Source organism: Bradyrhizobium sp. STM 3566, from assembly GCF_045571445.1.
GTDB classification, from domain to species: domain Bacteria; phylum Pseudomonadota; class Alphaproteobacteria; order Rhizobiales; family Xanthobacteraceae; genus Bradyrhizobium; species Bradyrhizobium vignae.
In genome coordinates this window covers 3,121,685-3,142,844 of sequence record NZ_CP120692.1, presented here as the reverse complement: position 1 = coordinate 3,142,844, position 21,160 = coordinate 3,121,685, and the positions used below count along the sequence as shown (strand labels likewise).

Here is a 21,160-nt window from a genome sequence, read left to right as displayed (position 1 = left end):
AATGGTTAATTCCCCTGAAAGCCCCCGCCAAAACCAACGGCAAGAGCTCGATCTGACGTCGCTTTCCGCCTCAGGCGGTGAGCCCGTCCAATGGCTCATCTCGGAAGCTCCGGTGCCCTATCCGGACGCGGTGGCCGCGATGGAGGCCCGGGTCGCCGCGATCGCGGCGGGCGAGTCCCCGGAATTGGTCTGGCTGCTCGAACACCCCCCGCTCTACACCTCGGGCACCTCGGGCAAGGAGTCCGACCTGCTCGATGCCCGTTTCCCGACCTTCGCAACCGGCCGCGGCGGGCAGCTCACCTATCACGGGCCGGGTCAGCGGGTGGCCTATGTCATGCTGGACCTCAAGCGGCGCCGGCCCGACGTCCGGGCCTATGTCGCAGGTCTGGAGGAGCTGATCCTGCGCACACTCGCCGCCTTCAACGTCCGCGGCGAGCGGCGCGAGGACCGGGTTGGTGTCTGGGTCAGGCGGCCCGACAAGGGGACGGATCACGAGGACAAGATTGCAGCGATCGGCGTCCGCCTCAAGCGCTGGGTCTCGTTCCACGGCATCGCCATCAATGTCGAGCCCGAGCTGTCGCATTTCTCGGGCATCGTGCCCTGCGGCGTCGCCGATCCCCGCTACGGCGTCACCTCGCTGGTCGATCTCGGCCAGCTCGTGACCATGGCCGATGTCGACATCGCGTTGAGGCAGGCGTTCGAAGAGCTGTTCGGACCGACCACGGCTCTGGTGCCCGAGGCCGCCGTCTAGCGGACACGCAGCAGGCCGTTCTCCGCAGACGTGGAATCGGCTACGCTCAATTCCGGCGCCGCCCACGCCTCCCCCCTCCGCCGGGAAAGCAGACTTCATGCCGGGCGAATTGATCATCGGACCGACTGTTCGAGCGCTGGGCATAAGGAGGGATTGCGATCATGCTCGGAATGGGAGGTTCTCACGATGAGACTGTCTGCGCCCATCTATCATCTCAAGCGCAAGGCGAAGCGCCTGTCCCGCGAGGAAGGCATTCCACTCCACGACGCACTTGACCGCATCGCCACCACGGAAGGGTTTTCCGCCTGGAGCCTGCTCGCGGCGAAAGCCGCGGCGGAGACGCCGGCCGGCAAGCTGTTTTCTCAATTCCGGCCGGGTGACCTTGTGCTGGTCGCTGCGCGCCCCGGTCATGGCAAAACCCTGATGAGTCTCGAACTTGCGGTGGAGGCCATGAGATCAGGCAGCCACGCGGCGTTCTTCTCGCTCGAATACACAGAAGGAGACGTTCTGGACCGCTTGCGGGCGATCGGCGTCGATCCCGCGCAATTCGACAATTTATTCGAGGTGGATTGCTCCGACGAGATCAGCGCCGAATACGTCGTCAAGCGGATGGCTCCGGTCCCACGCGGCACATTCGTCGTGATCGACTATCTGCAACTGCTCGACCAGAGGCGCGAAAATCCTGACCTCTCCGTTCAGGTACGTGCGCTGAAATCGTTCGCACGTGACAAGGGACTGATCGTGGTTTTCATCTCGCAGATCGATCGATCCTACGATCCCTCGACCAAGCCCTGTCCTGATCTCAGCGATGTCAGGTTGCCGAACCCGCTGGACCTGAAGCTGTTCGACAAGACGTGCTTCCTCAATAATTCCGAGGTTCGGTTCCGCGCAGCGAGCTGACGATCGCAACCGGCCGCGGGTGAGATTGCTCACCCGCGGCTTTCGGATCACGCCGCCTGCAGCGCAACCTCGAGCTTGCCGGCGATGTAGCGCCGCTCCTGGGTGAGGCCGCCGAAACCGTAGGCGTCGCCCTTGACCTCGTCGACATGCAGGTAAGTCTCGGGATGCAGCGGTCCCAGAATCTCGGCCATGCGCTCGAACATGGCGGCGAGATAGGCCGCCTTCTCGTCCTTGGTGTTGGTGCCTTCGGTGACGTGGATGTCGATCCAGTAGCTCGCAAGCTTCTGCTCGGCGAGCGACTGGCCGCCGGCGAACCAGTCGCCCGCATCCACGGACTTCACGATGATGGCGGTGACCTTGGGATCCTTGTGCAGGATCTTTGCGGTGAGCTCGGACACAGCATTCGCGATGTCGGCCTTCAGGGAGGGCGACTGACGAGACGAAGTGTAGGAGACGGTGATCAGCGGCATGGTGGTTCTCCTCGAGATGCCGCACCAATTGCGCGGCGTTGGTGAGAAGCTAGACCCGGGCTCATCATTTTGGTATCTTATCTATTCTGATATCAGTGATAACTATCTATAATGAATGCCATGCTCGATATCGCCACCGTCCAGGCGTTCCTGCTGGTCGCCGATCTCCAGAGCTTTACCCGTGCCGCCGAAGTGCTCGGCACGACGCAGGCGGCTGTCAGCCTCAAGCTGCAGCGGCTGGAGACGTTGCTGGGCAAACGCCTCGTCGAACGTTCTCCGCGCGCGGTCAGGCTCACCGCCGAGGGCGCGGCCTTCCTCGATCGCGCCCGCGCGCTGATGACGGCGCATGACCGCGCGCTCTCGGGCGAAGCGCCGCCCCCGCGATCGCTCTCGCTCGGCATCTCCGATCACGCGGCGGGAGCCGAACTGGTACCGCTACTCGAACGGCTGCACGCGATGTCGCCCAATCTCACTCTCGCCGTCACCATCGGCTTCTCGCGCGAGATGCAGGATGCCTACGACGCCGGCGAGCTGGATGCGGTGATCGTGCGTCAGGAAGGCAGCCGCCGCGGCGGCGAGAAGCTGGCTGAGGACGAGTTTTGCTGGTTTGCCTCACGACGCTTCACTCTGCCGAAAGGCGAGCCCCTGCCGCTCGCGACCCTCGCTCCCCCCTGCGGCGTTCGCGCCATCGCCGTGCGCGCGCTCGACAAGGCCGGTATCGCCTGGCGCGAGCGCTTCGTCGGTGGCGGCGTCACTGCGGTGGTCGCGGCAGCCCTTGCCGGTCTTGCGATCGCACCGCTGGCGCGGCGCATTGCGCCCCCCGGCCTGATCGACATCGGGCCCGCGCACAAGCTGCCGAAACTCGGCAGCTCGAAGGTAATGCTGCATTCGAAGATCAGCGATCCCGCCAAGCTGGCGGCGCTACGCGCGGTGGCGGCAACGTTCCGAAGCGCCGGCGCTTGAGTCCGCCTAACCCCCACAAGATCGCCTCGAACGCGCTCCCGTCGTCTCGTGACGAAACACGAAGCCGCGGCTCAGAGCGCCTTGTTGGGCGGCACGCGCTGGCCGCCCAGCAGCAGCTCATCGGCAAAGCCGCCACGGCCCAGCCGGTGCAGGCGGCGGGCGGGCTCTTCGGTCAATTCTTGCATTAATAACTGGGGATCGGCGCCGTGGCGTTGACGGTGCGCCCCTGCATACCCATCCTGACACTTGCCTAAAAATGTCCCATAGAACTGGAACAAACCCTCCGGCTGCGGCGTTTGTCCCTGTCGAGGCGGGGTCCGGGATGACCGAAAAGTTCAGTCAACAGAGAGACTTGTTCGAGAGCGAGCGCAGTTTCCGGCTGTTGGTTGAGGGGGTTGCCGACTACGCCCTCTACATGCTCGACCCCAAGGGGATCATCACCAGCTGGAACATCGGCGGCGAACGCATCAAGGGCTACTCGCCCGAGGAGATCCTCGGCCAGCATTTCTCGCGCTTCTACACCGAGGCCGACCGTGTCAATGGCAAGCCGGCGCGGGCGCTCCGTATCGCGCGGGAAAAGGGCCGATACGAGGAGGAAGGCTGGCGCGTCCGAAAGGACGGCACGTTCTTCTGGGCCAGTGTGGTGATCGACCCGATCTACGAGGACGGCGCGCTGATCGGCTTCGCCAAGATCACGCGCGACATCACTGAGCGTCGCAATTCCGAACTCAAGCTCGAAGCGATGCACAAGCAGCTGGCCGAGTCGCAGAAATTCGATGCGCTCGGACAACTCACCGGCGGGGTTGCCCACGACTTCAACAATCTTCTGATGATCATCAGCGGCAGCCTTCACATCCTGAAGAAGAGCGCCGGCGACGACGCCAAGCTCAAGCGCGCCGTCTCCGCAATCGAGACCGCGACCAGACGCGGCGCCGCGCTGACGAACCAGCTCCTCACCTTCGCGCGGCGGCAGAGCGTCAACCCGCAGGCGATCGATTTTGCCGAACGCGTCGCGGCCATCCGCGAGGTGCTCGACGCCGGCGTGGGCAGTTCCGTGCGTCTCGCCTTCGACATTCACTCCGACACGTGGCCGATCAAGGCCGACGTCTCCGAGCTCGAGACCGCGCTGCTCAACCTTGTCATCAACGCCCGCGACGCGATGCCGGACGGTGGCACGGTGACGATCGGGGCGCGCAATGTCGTGCTGAACGAGCCGCACCTCGCCGGCGACTTCGTCGCTATCGACGTCACCGATACCGGCATTGGAATTCCTTCCGACGTTCTCGGCAAGATCTTCGAGCCGTTCTTCACGACCAAGCCGATCGGAAAAGGCACCGGCCTCGGCCTTTCGCAGGTGCACGGCTTCGCCCACCAGGCCGGCGGCACGGTGAAGGTCGCAAGCGAGCTCGGCAAGGGCACCACATTCACCATCGTGCTGCCGCGCGGCACGGATGCGCCGTCGCGCAAGACATCGGCAACGACATTCCGCGGCAGCGGCACGGTGCTGCTGGTCGAGGACAATCCCGACGTCGCATCCGTCAGCACCGGCCTTCTGGAGCAGCTCGGCTACCACGTGCGCCGGGTCGCCGATGCCGAAGCGGCGCTGCTCGAGATCGAGAACAACGGCGTCGACTTCGTGTTCTCGGACATCGTCATGCCCGGCAAGATGGATGGGCTCAGCCTCGCCCGTCGCCTCCGCCAGATCCGCCCCGGCCTGCCGATCCTGCTTGCCACCGGTTACAGCGACGTCGCCGCCGGCGTCCGCGGCGATTTCCCGATCCTGCGCAAGCCCTACGAGATCCACGAGCTGAGCGAGGCAATCGCCAAGCTGCCAAGGTGAACGTTCACCTCGAGAGCTCGAGGGACAAGCCCGGGCAGGACGATCTCTTGTGAGCTCTCACACCGTCGGCAGCACCGAGAATGCTTCCCCTGCCCGGCGCAAATTCAGCTCATCCGCGCCTGCCGTTTCGCTGGTGACGCTGTCGACGCGCGAGGACGGCGGGCCGTGGCGGCACAGCGCGACCATATCGGCAACGTGCTTCGGCGCGCCGGCGAACAGCGCTTCCACGCTGCCGTCGCGGCGGTTACGCACCCAGCCTTCGAGGCCGCTCGTTGTCGCCTGATACTCGACCCAAGCCCGGTAGCCGACGCCCTGCACGCGCCCGCGGATCACGACCTGGAGGATAGCGCGGCTCACTTGTTCGGTCCCAAGTTCTGTTCCAGGACATCGGCGCTGCGCGCCTTGACGGCGCTCTCGCGCATGACGCGGGCCATCAGCTCCGACGATGCCAGGCCCTTGAGGCTTTTCGGCGCCATGCCCTCGCGCAACGCCTTCTGCGTCTCGTAGACCGCCTGCGTCGCGGCGGCGATCGGCGCATGGCCCTGGAGCGCGATGCGCACGCGCTGGCTCGCAAGGTAATCGAGCCCGTTCAGTTCCTCCGGCGCGCCGCCGAGCACGATCGGCAGGCGCGTGGCGGATGCGATGGTCTCGAGCTCGGTACGCGATTTGATGCCGGTGAAGAACAGCGCATCGACACCGGTGGCCTCATAGGCCTCGGCGCGGCGAACCGCGTCCTCGATCGAGGTGATCGCGGCAGCGCCCGTGCGGCCCATGATGACGAGCGTGGGATCGCTGCGGCCGTCGAGCGCCGCCTTCATCTTGCCGACGCCTTCCTCGAGCGGGATCAGCTGCGTCTTCGTCTCCCCGAACGCAGCCGGGAGCAGCGTGTCCTCGATGGTGAGGCCGGCGGCACCGGCCGTCTCCAGCTCCTGCACCGTGCGGCGCACGTTGAGCGCATTGCCGTAGCCGTGATCGGCATCGACCAGAACGGGGAGCGCCGAGGCGCGCGACATCCGCCGCATCTGCTCGGCAAGCTCGGTGAGCGTGATCAGCGTGACATCGGGGTCGCCGAGCACGGCGAGCGAGGCCACCGATCCCCCGAACATGCCGAGCGGAAAGCCGAGATCCTCCGCGATACGGATCGAGATGGCGTCGTAGACGGAGCCGGGATGGACGCACGTCCCGCCCGACAGGATCGATCGCAGTTTCTCGCGGCGGGAACGAAAGGCCATGGTTGCCTCGCTTTCAATTCCTCATCCTGAGGAGCGCGCTCTTGCGCGCGTCTCGAAGGATGAAGGCCCGGCTGTTGGCCTCGCCCTCGAGACGCCGCGCAGGCGCGGCTCCTCAGGGTGAGGGTCTCCTGTTGTGCCTGAAGCGATTACGCAAACTCCAAGATCAGCGCGTCCACCGCGAGCGTCGCGCCGGCGCCGGCGTGGATCTTCTTCACGGTGCCGTCCTGCTCGGCGCGCAGCACGTTCTGCATCTTCATGGCCTCGACCACCGCCAGCGTCTCGCCGGCCTTGACCTCCTGCCCTTCGCTGACCGCGATCGAGACCACGAGGCCGGGCATCGGGCAGAGCAGCTTCTTGCCGGTGTCGGAGGCCGTCGTCACCGGCATCAGCCGCGCGGAGGCCGCCTCAGCCTCGGTCCAGACATAGACCGGCACCTCGACACCCTGATGTGCGAGGCGGATGCCGTTGGCGATCGGCCGCGCCTGCACGGCGACGAACTGACCGTCGATGGTGCCCTGCCAGACCGGATCGCCCGGCTTCCATGGCGAGTGCAACAGATGCGCGTTGCCGGCCTTGCCGTCGGGATCGATGAAGCGGATCGCGATCGCCTCGCCCTCGCGCGCCACCTCGAGCAGGATCTCCTGGCGATCGAGCCAGACCGCGCGACGCCGCTCGCGCTGCACGACGCGCCCACCCATTTGGCCCGAGATCTGCCGCTTGCGCTCCCCCAGCACGTGATCGATGGCGGCGCCGACCGCGGCGATCCGCCGCGCGACCTCGCCTTCGGGCACGCGCACCGCAAACCCCTTGGGGAACTCCTCGGCGATGAAGCCGGTCGAGAGCCGTCCCTCGCGCCAGCGCGGATGATGCATCAGCGCCGACAGGAACGGGATGTTGTGCCTGATGCCGTCGACATAGAACGAATCCAGAGCGGTCGACTGCGCCTCGATCGCGGCCGCGCGCGACGGCGCATGCGTGACGAGCTTTGCGATCATCGGATCGTAATGGATCGAGATCTCGCCGCCCTCCTGCACGCCGGTATCGTTGCGGATGGTGATGCCGTCCTTGCTGGCTTCCGCCGGCGGGCGATATTTCACGAGCCGCCCGATCGAAGGCAGGAAGCTGCGGAACGGATCCTCGGCATAGAGGCGCGATTCCACCGCCCAGCCGGTGAGCGTGACGTCCTTCTGCGCGATGGCGAGCTTCTCGCCGGCGGCGACGCGGATCATCTGCTCGACGAGATCGATGCCGGTGACGAGCTCGGTGACGGGATGCTCGACCTGGAGTCGCGTGTTCATCTCCAGGAAATAGAAGCTCTTGTCTTGCCCGGCGACGAACTCGACGGTGCCGGCGGAGTCGTAGTTCACGGCCTTCGCCAGTGCGACCGCTTGCTCACCCATCTTGCGGCGGGTCTCCTCGTCGAGCAGCGGCGATGGCGCCTCCTCGATGACCTTCTGGTTGCGGCGCTGGATCGAGCATTCGCGCTCGCCGAGATGGATCACGTTGCCGTGCTTGTCGCCCAGCACCTGGATCTCGATGTGGCGGGGATCGACGATGAATTTTTCGACGAAGACGCGGTCGTCGCCGAACGACGCCTTGGCCTCGGCCTTGGCGAGGTTGAAACCCTCGGCGACCTCCGCCTTCGAATGCGCAATGCGCATGCCCTTGCCGCCGCCGCCGGCGGACGCCTTGATCATCACGGGATAGCCGATCTCGTCGGCGATGCGAACCGCGTGCTTGTCATCCTCGATGACGCCGAGATAGCCGGGCACGGTCGAGACCTTGGCCTTGGCGGCGGCCTTCTTGGATTCGATCTTGTCGCCCATCGCGGCGATGGCGCCCGGGTTCGGGCCGATGAAGACGACGCCGGCCGCTTCCAGCGCGCGCGGAAACGCCTCGCGCTCGGACAGGAAACCGTAGCCGGGATGCACGGCCTCGGCCCCCGTCTTGCGGCAGGCGTCCACGATCTTCTCGATCACCAGATAGCTCTCGGCGGCGGCGGCAGGGCCGATCAGCACGGCCTCGTCGGCCATCTCGACATGGAGGGCATCGCGGTCGGCCTCGGAATAGACCGCAACCGTCTGAATTCCCATCTTGCGGGCAGTCTTGATGACCCGGCAGGCGATTTCGCCGCGATTGGCGATCAGAATGCGCTTGAACATGCTTTCCTTGAGTCTCGACCTTGGGCGGGACCCTTCCCTGGCCGTTGGGACCTATGGGACGGGCCGTGTGGCTCCCGTGGTACATCAAAATCGGCCGGAGGCAACGGTCTAAATCCGGGGCTTCTGGCGTGCCAGCGCAAGACCGAAATGGGCGCGGCGAGCCCTAGGGACGCCGTGCAGCTTCCCGAGGCTTGCCCGCCTTGGCCGCATCCCGGACCAGGCCATGAACGAAGCCGAGCTTGGCGACCACCGCGGGCGACAGGATGAAGGGATAGAGGTCGCGCAGGCCCATGGCGCGGTTGACGCTGTTCATGGCGAAGGTGAAGGGCAGCCATGCGCCGACCAGCGCCTCGACGTCCCTCGCCTCGTAAGGGTTGAAGCGGATGCGCGCCGTCAACTCCCCGTCGCGGTCGACCTTGGGGCGCACCTCCATGCCGAACTCGGCGGCCATTTCCAGGGTGTCGACGATGTGGAGGTAGTGCGCCCAGGTCTCGGCGAAATCCTCCCAGGGATGCGTCGTGGCGTAGGCCGAGACGTAGCTCTGCTGCCAGTCCGGGGGCGGGCCTTCGGCATAGTGACGCTGCAGGGCCTGGCCGTAATCGGCCGCATCGTCGCCGAACACGGCGCGGCACTGGTCGAGCTTGCCGCCATCGCGCACCAGCACGTCCCAGAAATAGTGGCCGACCTCGTGGCGGAAATGCCCGAGCAGTGTCCGGTAGGGCTCGCCCATCTCGAGCCGGCGTCGCTCGCGCTCGATGTCGTCAGCCTCGGTCAGCGCGATCGTGATCAGGCCGTTGTCATGGCCGGTCATGACCTTTTCGCCGCTGTGTGGATCGTCGGCGAGGAAGTTGAAGATCAGCGCATGCTCGGGATTGTCCTGCCGGGTCTGGAGCGGCAGCTTCCAGCGGATCAGGGAATAGAATAGACGGTGCTTGGCCACCTCCAGCTCGCGCCATCCGGCGAGTTGCGCCGGATCCGAGAGGTTCGGCACGGTCCCATTGTGGCGGCAGGCGCGGCAATAGCCGATGGTATCGCCTGGGTCTGTCAGCCAGTTGCAGGCGTCGTACTCGGCATTCCGGCACAGCATCCGGCCTTCGCCTTTGTCGGCCAGTGTCCTCCAGGCGTCTCCGTCGAGTTCGATCGCCGACATCGTCTCCTTCTCCGGCAGGAAGGCGACCCGATGGCCACAGCGTTCGCAAGCGCGGTTCTCGAAATAGAGGACATTGCCGCAAGCCTGGCAGACAAAGAGCTTCAAGATTTTGGCCTTTCGGAAAGGGAGCCTCGTGGACGAGAGTTGGCGCGCCTCGCAGATACGCGCGCAGGGGGCGCGCCGTTCCAATCTCAGGAACAAAATAGCCGGCGGAGGCGTTCGTTCATACCCGTCGTAACCCGCGCCCGTCCCTGCATATTTCCGTCTGAGCGATGGCCATCACGCTCCGTCTGTGTGAATATCGGTCCGGCACGTGCGCACCCGCATGACAACGGCCGACGCCTTGAACGATCCCTTGCCCGAAACCATTGCTGCCGAAAGGCTGCGCCAGCACCTCGAAGACGTCGCGCGCGAGCGCGACAACGCCTATCGCGCGCTGCAGGAGCGCGAGGCCGAGCTCGCGCTCATCCAGCGCATCGGCAAGGTGGGCGGCGTCGAGGTCGACTTCCGCGAAGGATTCAAGAACCGCCGTTCGCCCGAATATCTGATGATCCATGGCCTGCCCCCAGAGGCCGCGGACGAGACGCACGAGGACTGGGTCAACCGCATCCATCCTGATGACCGCGACGCGGCGGTGAAGCACTTCTTCGAGGCGCTTTCCGGGACCAGCGAGGATTACACCGCCGAATACCGCATCATCCGCCCCAGCGACGGCGAGACCCGCTGGATCCGCGTCGTCGCCAAGATCGAGCGCGACAAGGACGGCCGCGCCATCCGCCTCGTCGGCGCCCACATCGACATCACCGACCAAGCGCTGGCGCGCGAGACGCTGCGCGAAAGCGAGGAGCGATTCCGGCTGATCGCCGACAGCGCGCCGGTGCCGATCTGGGTGACCAAGCTCGACCGCAAGCGGTCCTTCGCCAACCAGGCCTATGTCGATTTCCTCGGCCTGCCCTACGATCAAGCCATCGATTTCGACTGGCGCAAGGTGCTGCATCCCGACGACCTGCCGCACGTGCTGCAGCAATCCGTCCAGGGTGAGGCCTCGCTGAAGCCGTTCGTGCTGGAAGCGCGCTACAAGAACGCCAGCGGCGAATGGCGCTGGCTTCGATCGGAATCGCAGCCGCGCTGGGACCCCACCGGCAAGCATATCGGCTTCATTGGCGTCGCTCACGACATCACCGTCGCCAAGCAGGCCGAGATCGAGCTCAGGCAGCTCAACGAGACGCTGGAACAGCGCATCGCCCAGCGCACCGCCGAGCTCGAAGCCAACCAGGCGCGGCTGCGCGCGATCCTGGAGACCAGCAATCAGTATCAGGGCCTGGTCAATCTCAGGGGCGAACTGCTTTACGCCAACAAGACGGCACTCGACGGCATCAAGGCGAATTCCGCGGACGTGATTGGAAAACCATTTTGGGATACGCCCTGGTTCAGCGCGACGAAGGGCATGAGCACGCTGGTGCGCGAGGCTTTCCACACCGTACTCAAGGGCGAAGCGGTCCGCCTGGAGATGCGCCTGCGGCTGCCGATCGGCGAGCGCGATTTCGATTTCGGCATGCGCCCCGTGCTCGACCGCCACGGCAACATCACCGGTGCGGTGCCGGAGGCCGTCGACATCACCGAGCGTCGCCTCGGCGAGGAAGCGTTGCGTCAGTCGCAGAAGATGGAGGCGATCGGCCAGCTCACCGGCGGCGTCGCGCACGACTTCAACAACCTGCTCACCATCATCCGCTCGGCGACGGATTTCCTGCGCCGCCGCGAGCTGCCGGAAGAGCGCCGCCGCCGCTATGTCGATGCCATCTCCGAGACGGTCGAGCGCGCCTCCAAGCTGACCGCGCAGCTCCTGGCCTTCGCGCGGCGGCAGCCGCTGAAGCCGCAGATCTTCAACGTCGGCAGCCAGGTCGAGGGTGTGGCGCAGCTGGTCCGGCCGCTGGTCGGCGGAAGCATCGAGATTGCGGTGGAGTTTCAGGATGCCGACTGTTTCACGGTCGCCGACATCGCCCAGTTCGAGGCCGCGCTGATCAATCTCGCCATTAACGCCCGCGACGCCATGAATGGCGAAGGCCGCCTCAGCATCGCCGTGCGCAAGGTCCGGGGGATTCCGAGCCTGCGTGCACAAGCGGCGCGCGGCGGCGACTACGTCGCCATTTCGGTCACCGACACCGGCAGCGGCATCGCGCCGGAACATCTCGACCTGATCTTCGAACCGTTCTTCACCACCAAGGAGGTCGGCAAGGGCACCGGCCTCGGTCTCAGCCAGGCCTTCGGCTTCGCAAAGCAGTCCGAAGGCGACATCGCGGTGACGAGCATGCCAGGTCGAGGCGCGACCTTCACCATCTATCTGCCGCAGGCACAAAGCCCCGCCACCGACAAGGAAGCGGCGGCACTGACCAGCGAGGCTGCGACCACCGGGCGCGGCTACCGCGTGCTCGTGGTCGAGGACAATGACGATGTCGGCCAGTTCTCGACAGAGCTTCTGGAAGATCTCGGCTATGTCGTCCGCCGCGTCGCCAACGCCAATGCGGCGCTCGCGATCCTCAATGAGGACGAATTCGCCGTCGACCTCGTGTTCTCCGACGTCATCATGCCCGGCATGAACGGCGTCGAGCTCGCCGCAATCATCCGCGAGCGCTATCCGGGCCTGCCCGTGGTGCTCACCAGCGGCTACAGCAACGTGCTCGCCGAAAGCGCCCATCGCGGCTTCGAGCTGATCCAGAAGCCGTATTCCGTGGAATCGCTATCACGCATCCTGCGCAAGGCGATCACGGAGAAGTTGTCGGTGGCGCGGTGAATGTGATAGCGCACGACTCCGGCCACAAACTCCGTCATTGCGAGCGCAGCGAAGCAATCCAGACTGCCTCCGCGGCGAGACCCTGGATTGCTTCGCTACGCTCGCAATGACGGCGCGGGCGCGCCGTCCTGAAGCAATGGATATCGATAACATGAAACCTGCCCTCCTCTCCGCCTGGCAGACCTGGGCGCTGCTGTCCGCCTGCTTTGCGGCGCTGACTGCGATCTTCGCCAAGGTCGGCGTCGAGAACATCAACCCGGATCTCGCCACCTTCATCCGCACCATCGTGGTGCTGCTCGCCTTCTCGGTGCTGCTGTTCTTCACCGGACAATTCGTCGTGCCCTCGGCAGTCTCGCCGAAGACCTGGGTATTCCTGGTATTGTCAGGACTGGCAACCGGCGCCTCATGGCTGTGTTACTTCCGCGCGCTCAAGCTTGGGCCTGCAACGCTGGTGGCGCCGATCGACAAGCTCAGCGTCGTGCTGGTCGCCCTGTTCGCCTTCGCCTTTCTCGGTGAGCGGCCGACGGCGCAGGGCTGGGCCGGCATCGCCATGATCGGCGCCGGCGCGGTGCTGTTGGCAGTCAAATTTTGAGGTACTGATCGGGCGGATAGGTCCCAGGATGCAGCGATGGGCTCTCTTCGAATCCGACTGCTGGCTCTGTGGATCATGCTGGTCGTCTCCGGCATTGCGACCGGCTATCTGCTGTTCGAATCGTTCCAGCAGACCGCCAATGCACGCCTCGCACGGTCCGAGGAGCTGGTTGCCCGGGCCTGCCGCGATCTCGCCGACCGCTATCAATTCTTCGTCGCGGGTTGGAGCGGCGGGCCGATCGACGATCGACTCAAGAGCGAACTGACCGCCGTGACCCGGACCGCTCTCGCCGGCGCGGCCGGCATAGAAGGCGGCATCTGGCAAGCGAACGTCGGCTCGCTGGGCTATGCATTTCCGACCTATGAGGGAACCGGCCCGAAAACCGACCTGCCGTCGGCCGAGCAAAACACCATTGGTCAGGTCAACGCCGAGGCATTGCGTTCCGGACACCCTGCATCGATCCGGCAAGCCGGCCGATCGCAGGTCCTCATCGTGCATGCGTGCCCGTTGCGCGGGCCGCTGCAAGGGGTCACCGGCTGGACCATGACGCGCGTCTTTACCGCCCAGGGACCTGCTTATAATCAATTGCTGGCCGGACTCGTCGTTCTGGCACTGACGATCTTCGGATCGGCCGTCTGGCTCGCCCGGCTGCTCTACACTTGGTCGCGCAACATCGCGCTGATCGAGCGCGCCCTTGACGACCGGCGGGATGGTGTCGTCGATCTGCCGAAGCTTGCGCGCACAGGCACGCCCGAGCTCGATCGGCTTGTGGATGCACTGAACGCGACTGGTGAGCGTCTCTCGCTCGAGCGCCGGCGCGCCGCAAGCGCGGAGCGGCTTGCCGCGCTCGGCCGCCTGTCGGCCGGCCTTGCACATGAGATTCGCAATCCGATCGCCGCAATGCGCCTGAAGGCGGAGAACGCGCTCGCCGTTGCCGACGGCTCACGCAGCAACGCGGCTCTCGGGACCATCCTGCAACAGGTTGACCGGCTCGACATCCTGTTGCGGGATCTGCTGGATATGACCCAGGCGCACGAACCGAAACTTGCGGAGGTGGATCTCGCATCTTTCATCGACAACGCCGTGGACGCCCATCGCGAGCTCGCGGCCGCCAAGGACCTGATCCTGACTGCGGGAACCGAGGGCGCATGCTCGGAGTTGCCGAGGTTCGACCCCTTCCAGATGCAGCGCGCGTTGGACAATCTCATTCTAAACGCCATCCAGAATTGTCCACCCGGCGGCTCCGTGGCGGTCGAAGCCCGTCGTCGGGATGGCCGCCTGATCCTGCGGGTTGCCGACACCGGCACCGGCATTTCCAACGAGCTGCGCGAACGCCTCTTCGAGCCATTTGTCACCGGCCGCGCCGACGGGACCGGCCTCGGCCTCGCCATCGTGCGCGAGATCGCGCGAAATCATGACGGCGAAGCACGGCACGTAGCGACCCCGCGCGGCGCGACGTTCGAGATCGAGGTGCCATGGCGACCGTGCTGATTGTCGATGACGATGCCGCGCTGCGCGACGGTCTGGCCGAAGCGTTGACCGATCTCGGCCATACCGCTCGCCTGGCGGCGTCCGGCCGGGAGGGCCTGGCCGCGCTCGGCGACGATATCGACGCCGTGCTGCTCGATCTGCGCATGCCAGGCGGCATGGACGGGATCGAGGTGCTGCGCCGGATCCGGTCGGCCCATAATGCGCCACCGGTCGTGGTGTTGACCGCCTTTGCCAGCGCCGCGAACACGATCGAGGCCATGAGGCTCGGCGCCTTCGACCATCTCAGCAAGCCAATCGGACGAGACGATCTGAGCGACTTGCTGAACCGCCTCCCCAAACGCTCGCATTCGATCGTAGAGCCCGCGCCGGATGCGGGTGACGGTCTGATCGGATCAAGCGAGGCGATCCGCCAGGTTCAGAAAGCAATCGGGCTTGCGGCCGACAGCGATGCGACCGTCCTGATTCACGGCGAGACGGGCAGCGGCAAGGAGCTGGTGGCGCGCGCACTCCATACCTACGGCAAACGCAAGGATGGTCCGTTCATCGCGGTCAATTGCGCCGCCATTCCCGAGGACCTGCTCGAGAGCGAACTGTTCGGTCATGTGAAGGGCTCCTTCACGGGCGCGACTGCGGACAGGACCGGCGCGTTCCGCGATGCCGCCAACGGCACCCTGTTCCTCGATGAGATCGGCGACATGCCGCTCGCCATGCAGGCGAAGATCCTGCGCGCCCTCCAGGAGCAACTCGTTACTCCCGTGGGCGGCAAGCCGGTGCGCACCACCGCGCGCATCGTCACCGCGACGCATCGCGATCTGGCCAAGCTCGTCGCGGCGAAGGAGTTTCGCGAGGACCTCTACTACCGGCTCAACGTGGTGCCGATTGCGATTCCGCCGCTGCGGGAGCGCGCTGCGGATATCCTTCCTCTGGCCGAGCACTTCCTTGCTCGCGTTGCCGTCCCAAGCGGACGGCACAAGCAGCTCACCGCCGCGGCGGTCGCGAAGTTGCAGCGGCATGGCTGGCCCGGCAACGTCCGCGAGCTTCGCAATGTGATCGAGCGGGCCTACATCCTGACCCGCTCCGACGTGATCGGGAGCGACGACATCGACACCAGCCGTGCCGGCGTGCTGCCGGCAGATTCTCCTCCTGATGCGGACCTTCCGGCCGCAGTCGCGCAGCTCGAGAAGATGATGATTCTGCGCGCGCTGGATGCGTGCGGCGGCAACCGGACGGAAGCCGCGCGGCGGCTCGGCATCAACCGCCAGCTCCTCTACACCAAGATGCAGCGCTACGGGATTGCTGTCGAGGCGTCAGAAAACCTGACGGGCCGTGTCAGCAAAGACGACGAATAATCCCGGCGTCATCGCGACAACTCCTTTGAGATCAACGACCTCGCGACTGGCACACCGCTTGCCAAAGCTTGGCCAAGCGACATCGTCGCGAAATCGAAAGGAGTTGTTCCATGAAGACAGCACGCATGCGATGGCGGCTCCGTGCACTGCTCGCCAGCACGGCGATCGGCCTCAGTGCGGCCGCCTACGCGCAGAGCACGGGCCCCGTCTGGGATTCCTCGCAGCTTCCGGAGTCACGCGGCACCGTCAAGCAATACACGCTGACGCCGCGCGGCGACGTCGATGGCGTCATCCTGACCGATGGCACCGAGGTGAAGCTGCCGCCGCACCTGACGGCACAAACGGTGTTCTCGATCCGCCCGGGCGACCAGGTCTCGATTCGCGGCTTGCGGGCTCGTGCGGTGGCCTTGGTCGATGCCGCATCGATCACCAATGTCACCACCGGCCGCAGCGTCGTCGACAGCGGCCCGCCTGACCGACGCGATCGCAGTCAGGACCAGCCGATCAGTGGCAGGATCGCCGCGCCGCTGCACGGCAAGCGCGGCGAAGTCAACGGCGCGCTGCTCGAGGACGGCACCGTGCTGCGCCTCCCCCCGCCAGAGGCAGAGCGTTTGCAGGACTGGCTGCGGCAGGGTCAGCCCGTCTCGGTGCGCGGCGCTATTCTCGATACGCCACTCGGCAGAGTGGTCGACGTGCGGGCGATCGGAAGCTCGCCGGAGCAGATGAGCGAGCTTGCCGGCGCCCGGCCGCCTCGCGGTCCTGCGGATGGACCCGACCGGCGCGCACCGCCTCCGCCCGGCTTTGGTCCTCCACCTCCTCCACCTCCGCGCAGCTAGCGTGTCCATTCAACCAACCGAGAAAGGAAAGCACCATGCATTGGATCGATCCCGCCTGCCTGCCCGAGGTCGAGGGCATCTTCGAGCGCTTCATCCTTAATCCCCACGGGGAGGTCGATGGCTTCATCATGAAGCCGGACGGGCGGACCGCAATCCTGGTCCACGCGCCACCGCACCTGGAGAGCGAGCTGACACGCCATCTTTCATCCGGCGACGCCGTTCGCGTTCGCGGCGTGCGGCCGCGCAGGGCCGATCTGCTCGCAGCCGTCGCCATCACGTCGTCGGGTGGACGACAGATCATCGACGAGGGCCCGGAGCCCGACCGCAAACGTCCAAAGCTCAAGCATCAGCCGATGACCGCCGAAGGCAGCGTACGGATGTCTCTGTTCGGCCCGAAGGGCGAGCTTCGCGGCGCACTGCTTTCCGACGGCGTCGTTCTCCGCATCGGGCCCAAGGAAGCCGAGAGCGCCGCACCGCTGCTCGCGCCGGGTGCAAAAGTCGCCGCGCGCGGTGATGGAGCAGAGACCCGACATGGCCGGGTGATCGAGGTGCTGGAGATCGGACCAGGCCTGCATGCGCTGAAGCCTGTCAAGAAGCCGAAACCCAAAGACAAGCCCAAACCCGACGCCGAGGCCCGTGCGGTCTGAGCAGGGCGCTCGCGGCGAGGACGAAACGTGCCGCATTTGACTGGAGGCTGTCGTGTCCACACATGCAGATCGCAGACGCGCCAGCCGCGCGCTGGATGCGGCCAACTTCTTCCTCGCCGACGTCCGCGATGGTCTCGGTCCCTATCTTGCCGTCTATCTCCTCACGGAGCAGCGGTGGGACGAGGCCCGCATCGGTATGGTGATGTCGGTCGCCGCGCTCGCCGGCATCCTCGCGCAGACGCCGGCGGGGGCGCTGATCGATTCAACCAAGGCCAAGCGTCCGGTGATGGCCGTCGCATCCATTCTGGTGACGGTCGCCTCACTGATGCTGCCACTCTTTCCATGCTTTGTGCCGGTCGCCCTCTCGCAAAGTATAGCGCATGCGGCCAGCGTGATTTTCCCGCCGGCCCTCGCCGCCGTGTCGCTCGGTACAGTCGGCCACCACGCCTTCACCGCGCGGATCGGACGCAACGAGACGTTCAATCATGCGGGCAATGCCGTGGCGGCGGCGATCGCGGGTATCGGGGCCTACCATTTCGGCCCGAACGTCGTCTTCTACCTGCTCGGCGCCATGGCGACCGCGAGCCTCGTCAGCATCCTTGCGATCCCTGAAGGCGCCATCGACCACGACCTGGCCCGCGGGCTGCACGATGCGGTTGCGGGCAGCGAGCGCGAACAGCCATCAGGTCTCGGCGTGCTCCTGACCTGTCGCCCCCTTCTCGTCTTCGCGATCTGTGTGGTTCTGTTTCACCTCTCCAACGCCGCCATGTTGCCGCTGGTTGGGCAAAAGCTCGCTCTTCAGGACAAGAACATCGGCACCAGCCTGATGTCGGCCTGCATCGTCGCGGCGCAAATTGTGATGGTGCCGTTCGCGATGTTGGTCGGCGCCAGGGCCGACAATTGGGGGCACAAGCGCTTCTTCCTCGCCGCATTGCTGATCCTGCCTGTTCGGGGGGCGCTTTACACGCTCTCTGACAATCCGTTCTGGCTCGTCGGCGTGCAGCTTCTCGACGGCATCGGCGCCGGTATCTTCGGCGCGATCTTCCCCGTCATCGTGGCCGACCTCATGCGCAACACCGGCCGCTTCAACGTGGCGCAGGGCGCGGTCATCACCGCCCAGAGCATTGGAGCTGCGCTCTCGACAACGCTCGCCGGCTTCGTCGTGGTCGGTGCGGGCTACGATGCGGCCTTCATTGCGCTCGGCACGGTCTCGGCGATCGGCGCCCTCATCTGTGTCCTCGCCTTGCCCGAGACGCGGCATGGCACCTTGCGGCCGCAGGGAGAAGACAGCGGCTCCAGCATCGGCTATCGCTGCCGAATGATCCCGTTCCGCATTGAGGACTGAACGTGCCATCTGACGCCATCTGGGCCTGGAGCATCATCGTAGCCGCGACCGCAGGCGTCATCATCCGCCCGTTTCGCATGCCCGAGGCGATCTGGGCCGTCATCGGCGCCGCCGTGCTGGTGGTGCTTGGCTTCCTGCCCTGGCATGACGCGCTCGTCGGCATCGAGAAGGGCCTCGACGTTTATCTCTTTCTGATCGGCATGATGCTGATCGCCGAGCTGGCGCGGCTCGAAGGCCTGTTCGATTATCTTGCCGCGTTCGCGGTCGGGCATGCGCGCGGCTCGCCGCAGCGGCTGTTCTTGTTGATCTATCTGGTCGGGACATTCGTGACGGTGCTGCTCTCGAACGACGCAACCGCGATCGTGTTGACGCCCGCCGTCTATGCCGCGACGCGCGCGGCCGGCGCCAAGCCACTCCCCTACCTCTTCGTCTGTGCCTTCATTGCCAATGCCGCAAGCTTCGTGCTGCCGATCTCCAATCCGGCCAACCTCGTCGTGTTCGGCAAGAACATGCCGCATCTGGGGACCTGGCTGCGGCAGTTCGCTCTGCCGTCGCTCGCCTCGATTGTTCTCACCTACGTCGCACTACGCCTTGCCCTGCGTCGCGAGCTGAGGGACGAGACCATCGAGACGCGGGTGCCTCATCCCAAACTCAGCCGCGGCGGCCTGTTGACGGCCTACGGCATCGGCGCCATCGGTATCGTGCTGATCTGGGCCTCGGCCCTCGACCTGCAATTGGGGCTGCCGACCTTCATCTGCGGCGTGGCGACGGCAGCGATCGTGCTGCTGATCAGCCGGCAATCGCCTTTGCCCTTGCTGCACGGTGTCTCCTGGAGCGTGCTGCCGCTGGTCGGCGGGCTCTTCGTCATGGTGGAAGCGCTGGTGAAAACCGGCGTGATCGCCCAGCTGAGCGCGCTGCTGCACCAAGCTGTGGCGCAGTCCGCGACGGAGGCTGCCTGGAGCGTCGGCATTGCCACCGCGCTGGCCGACAACGTCGCCAACAATCTGCCGGTCGGCCTCGTCGCCGGCTCGGTGGCCGCCAGCGATCACCTGCCCGCATCCGTCGTCAGCGCCATCCTGATCGGCGTCGATCTCGGCCCCAATCTGTCGGTGACCGGCTCGCTCGCCACCATCCTTTGGCTGGTCGCGCTCCGGCGCGAGAAGATCGAGGTCGGCGCCTGGCCTTTCCTCAAGCTCGGTCTGCTGGTGACGCCGCCTGCTCTGATCGCGGCCTTGGCGGCCGCGATCGGGTAGCATTCTCTCCTAGTCGTTCTCGTAGCCGTAGACTTCCGGCAGAATGAAGATCGCGGCGAGCAATCCGATCAGCGGGAAGACTGCGACGAACAGCGTGGCGTTGGCCTGCCCGATCGCCGCGAACAGCGACGGGAACAGGAAGATCGCCAGGAATGACGGCAGCTTCACGAACATGTAGGCGAAGCCGCTGGCGGTGCCGCGATATTTCGGCTTGGCGACCATGGTCGGGATCGTCATGCAGTTCGAGGCGTCCCAGTAATGGCCCCACAGCATCGCGGCGGCCGCGAACGGCAGCAGCATCTTGTTGTCGGTGTAGAGCGCGAAGGCCGCGACGAGCAGCGATACCAGCACGATCGAGAAACCGGCGATCGAGATGCCGCGATGGCCGATCTTCGGCGTCAGCAAGGGTCCGACCCAGCCCGACAGCGCCGCGAAGGCAAATAGCGCCATCGTCACCAGATTGTTGCCGAGAATTGACGAAACGCCGACCATCGCGAACAGCACCGGCAGGTAGAACGCGAAGGTCGAAAACTCGCTTGCTTGCATGAAGCAGGCGATCCAGCCGTAGACCGTCGCGCGCCAGCGGATCGGATCCTTCTTGAGGTCGGCGAGGAAGGCGCCAGTCGAGACCTTCGGCACCACAACATCTTGGTCCGGCAGCATGTCGAGATTGTCGTTGAACATCTCGCGCGCGACCTGCTTGGCCTCGCGATAGCGGCCCTTCTGCACCAGCCAGACCGCCGTCTCCGGCACGTCATGGCGCATGATGAGGATGATCAGCGCCGGCACCGCGCCGAGGCCGAGCGTGACGCGCCACAGCATCTCGTGGTTCATGTCGACCAGGAGGAAGATCACGATGACGCCGATGGTCAGGACCTCGCCGACCGCAAACATGAACTGCCAGCGGTTGCCCATGACCTCGCGCTCGCCCTTGGCCATGGATTCCATGATGTAGGTGTATCCGGTCGAGATGTCCGAGCCCAAGGGAATGCCGAGCAGGAAGCGGATGACCACCAGCCAAGCAACGTTCGGCACGAAGGCCTGCGCCAGCGCCAGCACGATGAACATCACCATCGTCACCAGGAACATCACGCGGCGGCCGATCTTGTCGGACAGCCAACCGCCGAGCAGCGCACCGATCAGGGCGCCGCCTTGCGTGCCGGCCGCGGCAAGGCCGAGCATCAGCGGATCGGGATTGTACTGCTCCTTGATGAAGATCAGCACGAAGGCGATCGAATAGAGGTCCCAGGCCTCGACCAGGATCGAGGCCATCATCAGCCAGCCGACCTTGTTGCCCTTGGGACTGTAGTTCGTGATGAGGTAGCGGACCGCGGCTTCGCTCGCGGTCGGTTTTGCCATCGCCATCGTTGCCATTCTTCTTCCTTTCT

At 65.5% G+C, this 21,160-nt stretch carries 18 protein-coding genes and 1 pseudogene; 12 read left to right on the top strand and 7 right to left on the bottom strand.

What is annotated here, in order from left to right; translation table 11 throughout:
• Position 1 precedes the first annotated feature (1 nt).
• Both lipB and P6U27_RS15065 read left to right on the top strand, forming a co-directional pair.
• Complete coding sequence (gene lipB / locus P6U27_RS15070) at positions 2-751, top strand: lipoyl(octanoyl) transferase LipB (RefSeq protein WP_122402792.1); 750 nt, start codon at positions 2-4, stop codon at positions 749-751.
• Positions 752-937: 186 nt separating this feature from the next.
• On the top strand, positions 938-1,651 hold the full coding sequence (locus tag P6U27_RS15065) for a DNA helicase (protein ID WP_122402791.1): 714 nt from the start codon (positions 938-940) through the stop codon (positions 1,649-1,651).
• A 47-nt stretch (positions 1,652-1,698) separates the two neighbouring features.
• Here the strand turns inward: P6U27_RS15065 and P6U27_RS15060 are convergent, their stop codons facing one another.
• Positions 1,699-2,121 carry a 4-oxalocrotonate tautomerase family protein gene (locus P6U27_RS15060; protein ID WP_122402790.1) on the bottom strand — a complete coding sequence of 141 codons (423 nt, stop codon included), beginning with the start codon at positions 2,119-2,121 and terminating at the stop codon, positions 1,699-1,701.
• Positions 2,122-2,232: 111 nt separating this feature from the next.
• On the opposite strand from P6U27_RS15060, the gene P6U27_RS15055 reads away from it, so the two are divergent.
• Positions 2,233-3,084 (top strand): LysR substrate-binding domain-containing protein, encoded by an 852-nt coding sequence (locus P6U27_RS15055; protein WP_122402789.1) that lies wholly within the window; start codon positions 2,233-2,235, stop codon positions 3,082-3,084.
• Here P6U27_RS15055 and P6U27_RS15050 read toward each other — a convergent pair.
• A pseudogene (locus P6U27_RS15050) lies at positions 3,017-3,301 on the bottom strand (DUF1731 domain-containing protein); the annotation flags it as partial. The gene P6U27_RS15055 and the pseudogene P6U27_RS15050 overlap by 68 nt on opposite strands.
• 105 nt (positions 3,302-3,406) lie before the next feature.
• Here P6U27_RS15050 and P6U27_RS15045 point away from each other — a divergent pair.
• The gene (locus P6U27_RS15045) at positions 3,407-4,924 is read left to right on the top strand and encodes a PAS domain-containing sensor histidine kinase (RefSeq protein WP_122402788.1); all 1,518 of its coding nucleotides are present in this window, start codon (positions 3,407-3,409) and stop codon (positions 4,922-4,924) included.
• 57 nt (positions 4,925-4,981) lie between these two features.
• On the opposite strand, the gene P6U27_RS15040 is transcribed toward P6U27_RS15045, so the two are convergent.
• From P6U27_RS15040 to P6U27_RS15025, 4 genes are all read right to left on the bottom strand, one after another.
• Positions 4,982-5,281: an acylphosphatase gene (locus P6U27_RS15040; protein ID WP_122402787.1), complete on the bottom strand. Its 300-nt coding sequence runs from the start codon at positions 5,279-5,281 to the stop codon at positions 4,982-4,984.
• Positions 5,278-6,156, bottom strand: a complete 879-nt coding sequence (locus P6U27_RS15035; protein ID WP_122402786.1) for an oxaloacetate decarboxylase — start codon at positions 6,154-6,156, stop codon at positions 5,278-5,280. Before P6U27_RS15035 ends, P6U27_RS15040 begins: the two co-directional genes overlap by 4 nt.
• Positions 6,157-6,302: 146 nt before the next feature.
• Positions 6,303-8,318 (bottom strand): acetyl/propionyl/methylcrotonyl-CoA carboxylase subunit alpha, encoded by a 2,016-nt coding sequence (locus P6U27_RS15030; protein WP_122402785.1) that lies wholly within the window; start codon positions 8,316-8,318, stop codon positions 6,303-6,305.
• 163 nt (positions 8,319-8,481) lie between these two features.
• Positions 8,482-9,573: a putative zinc-binding metallopeptidase gene (locus P6U27_RS15025; RefSeq protein WP_407194267.1), complete on the bottom strand. Its 1,092-nt coding sequence runs from the start codon at positions 9,571-9,573 to the stop codon at positions 8,482-8,484.
• 208 nt (positions 9,574-9,781) lie between these two features.
• Here P6U27_RS15025 and P6U27_RS15020 point away from each other — a divergent pair, with 208 nt between their 5' ends.
• From P6U27_RS15020 to P6U27_RS14985, 8 genes are all read left to right on the top strand, one after another.
• Complete coding sequence (locus tag P6U27_RS15020; protein ID WP_407194266.1) at positions 9,782-12,259, top strand: PAS domain S-box protein; 2,478 nt, start codon at positions 9,782-9,784, stop codon at positions 12,257-12,259.
• A 151-nt stretch (positions 12,260-12,410) separates the two neighbouring features.
• Positions 12,411-12,851, top strand: a complete 441-nt coding sequence (locus P6U27_RS15015; protein ID WP_122406615.1) for an EamA family transporter — start codon at positions 12,411-12,413, stop codon at positions 12,849-12,851.
• Positions 12,852-12,887: 36 nt separating this feature from the next.
• Positions 12,888-14,342: a PAS domain-containing sensor histidine kinase gene (locus P6U27_RS15010; protein ID WP_122402782.1), complete on the top strand. Its 1,455-nt coding sequence runs from the start codon at positions 12,888-12,890 to the stop codon at positions 14,340-14,342.
• Positions 14,327-15,691 carry a sigma-54 dependent transcriptional regulator gene (locus P6U27_RS15005; RefSeq protein WP_122402781.1) on the top strand — a complete coding sequence of 455 codons (1,365 nt, stop codon included), beginning with the start codon at positions 14,327-14,329 and terminating at the stop codon, positions 15,689-15,691. The genes P6U27_RS15010 and P6U27_RS15005 overlap by 16 nt, the downstream gene beginning before the upstream one ends.
• Positions 15,692-15,801: 110 nt before the next feature.
• Positions 15,802-16,527 (top strand): hypothetical protein, encoded by a 726-nt coding sequence (locus P6U27_RS15000; protein ID WP_244607973.1) that lies wholly within the window; start codon positions 15,802-15,804, stop codon positions 16,525-16,527.
• 35 nt (positions 16,528-16,562) lie between these two features.
• Positions 16,563-17,174, top strand: a complete 612-nt coding sequence (locus P6U27_RS14995; RefSeq protein WP_122402780.1) for a hypothetical protein — start codon at positions 16,563-16,565, stop codon at positions 17,172-17,174.
• 52 nt (positions 17,175-17,226) lie between these two features.
• Positions 17,227-18,519: an MFS transporter gene (locus P6U27_RS14990; RefSeq protein WP_122402779.1), complete on the top strand. Its 1,293-nt coding sequence runs from the start codon at positions 17,227-17,229 to the stop codon at positions 18,517-18,519.
• Between the two features lie 2 nt (positions 18,520-18,521).
• Positions 18,522-19,772, top strand: a complete 1,251-nt coding sequence (locus P6U27_RS14985) for an arsenic transporter (RefSeq protein WP_122402778.1) — start codon at positions 18,522-18,524, stop codon at positions 19,770-19,772.
• Positions 19,773-19,781: 9 nt separating this feature from the next.
• On the opposite strand, the gene P6U27_RS14980 is transcribed toward P6U27_RS14985, so the two are convergent.
• Positions 19,782-21,146, bottom strand: coding sequence for an MFS transporter (locus P6U27_RS14980; RefSeq protein WP_122402777.1), 1,365 nt, complete (start codon positions 21,144-21,146; stop codon positions 19,782-19,784).
• Positions 21,147-21,160 lie beyond the last annotated feature (14 nt).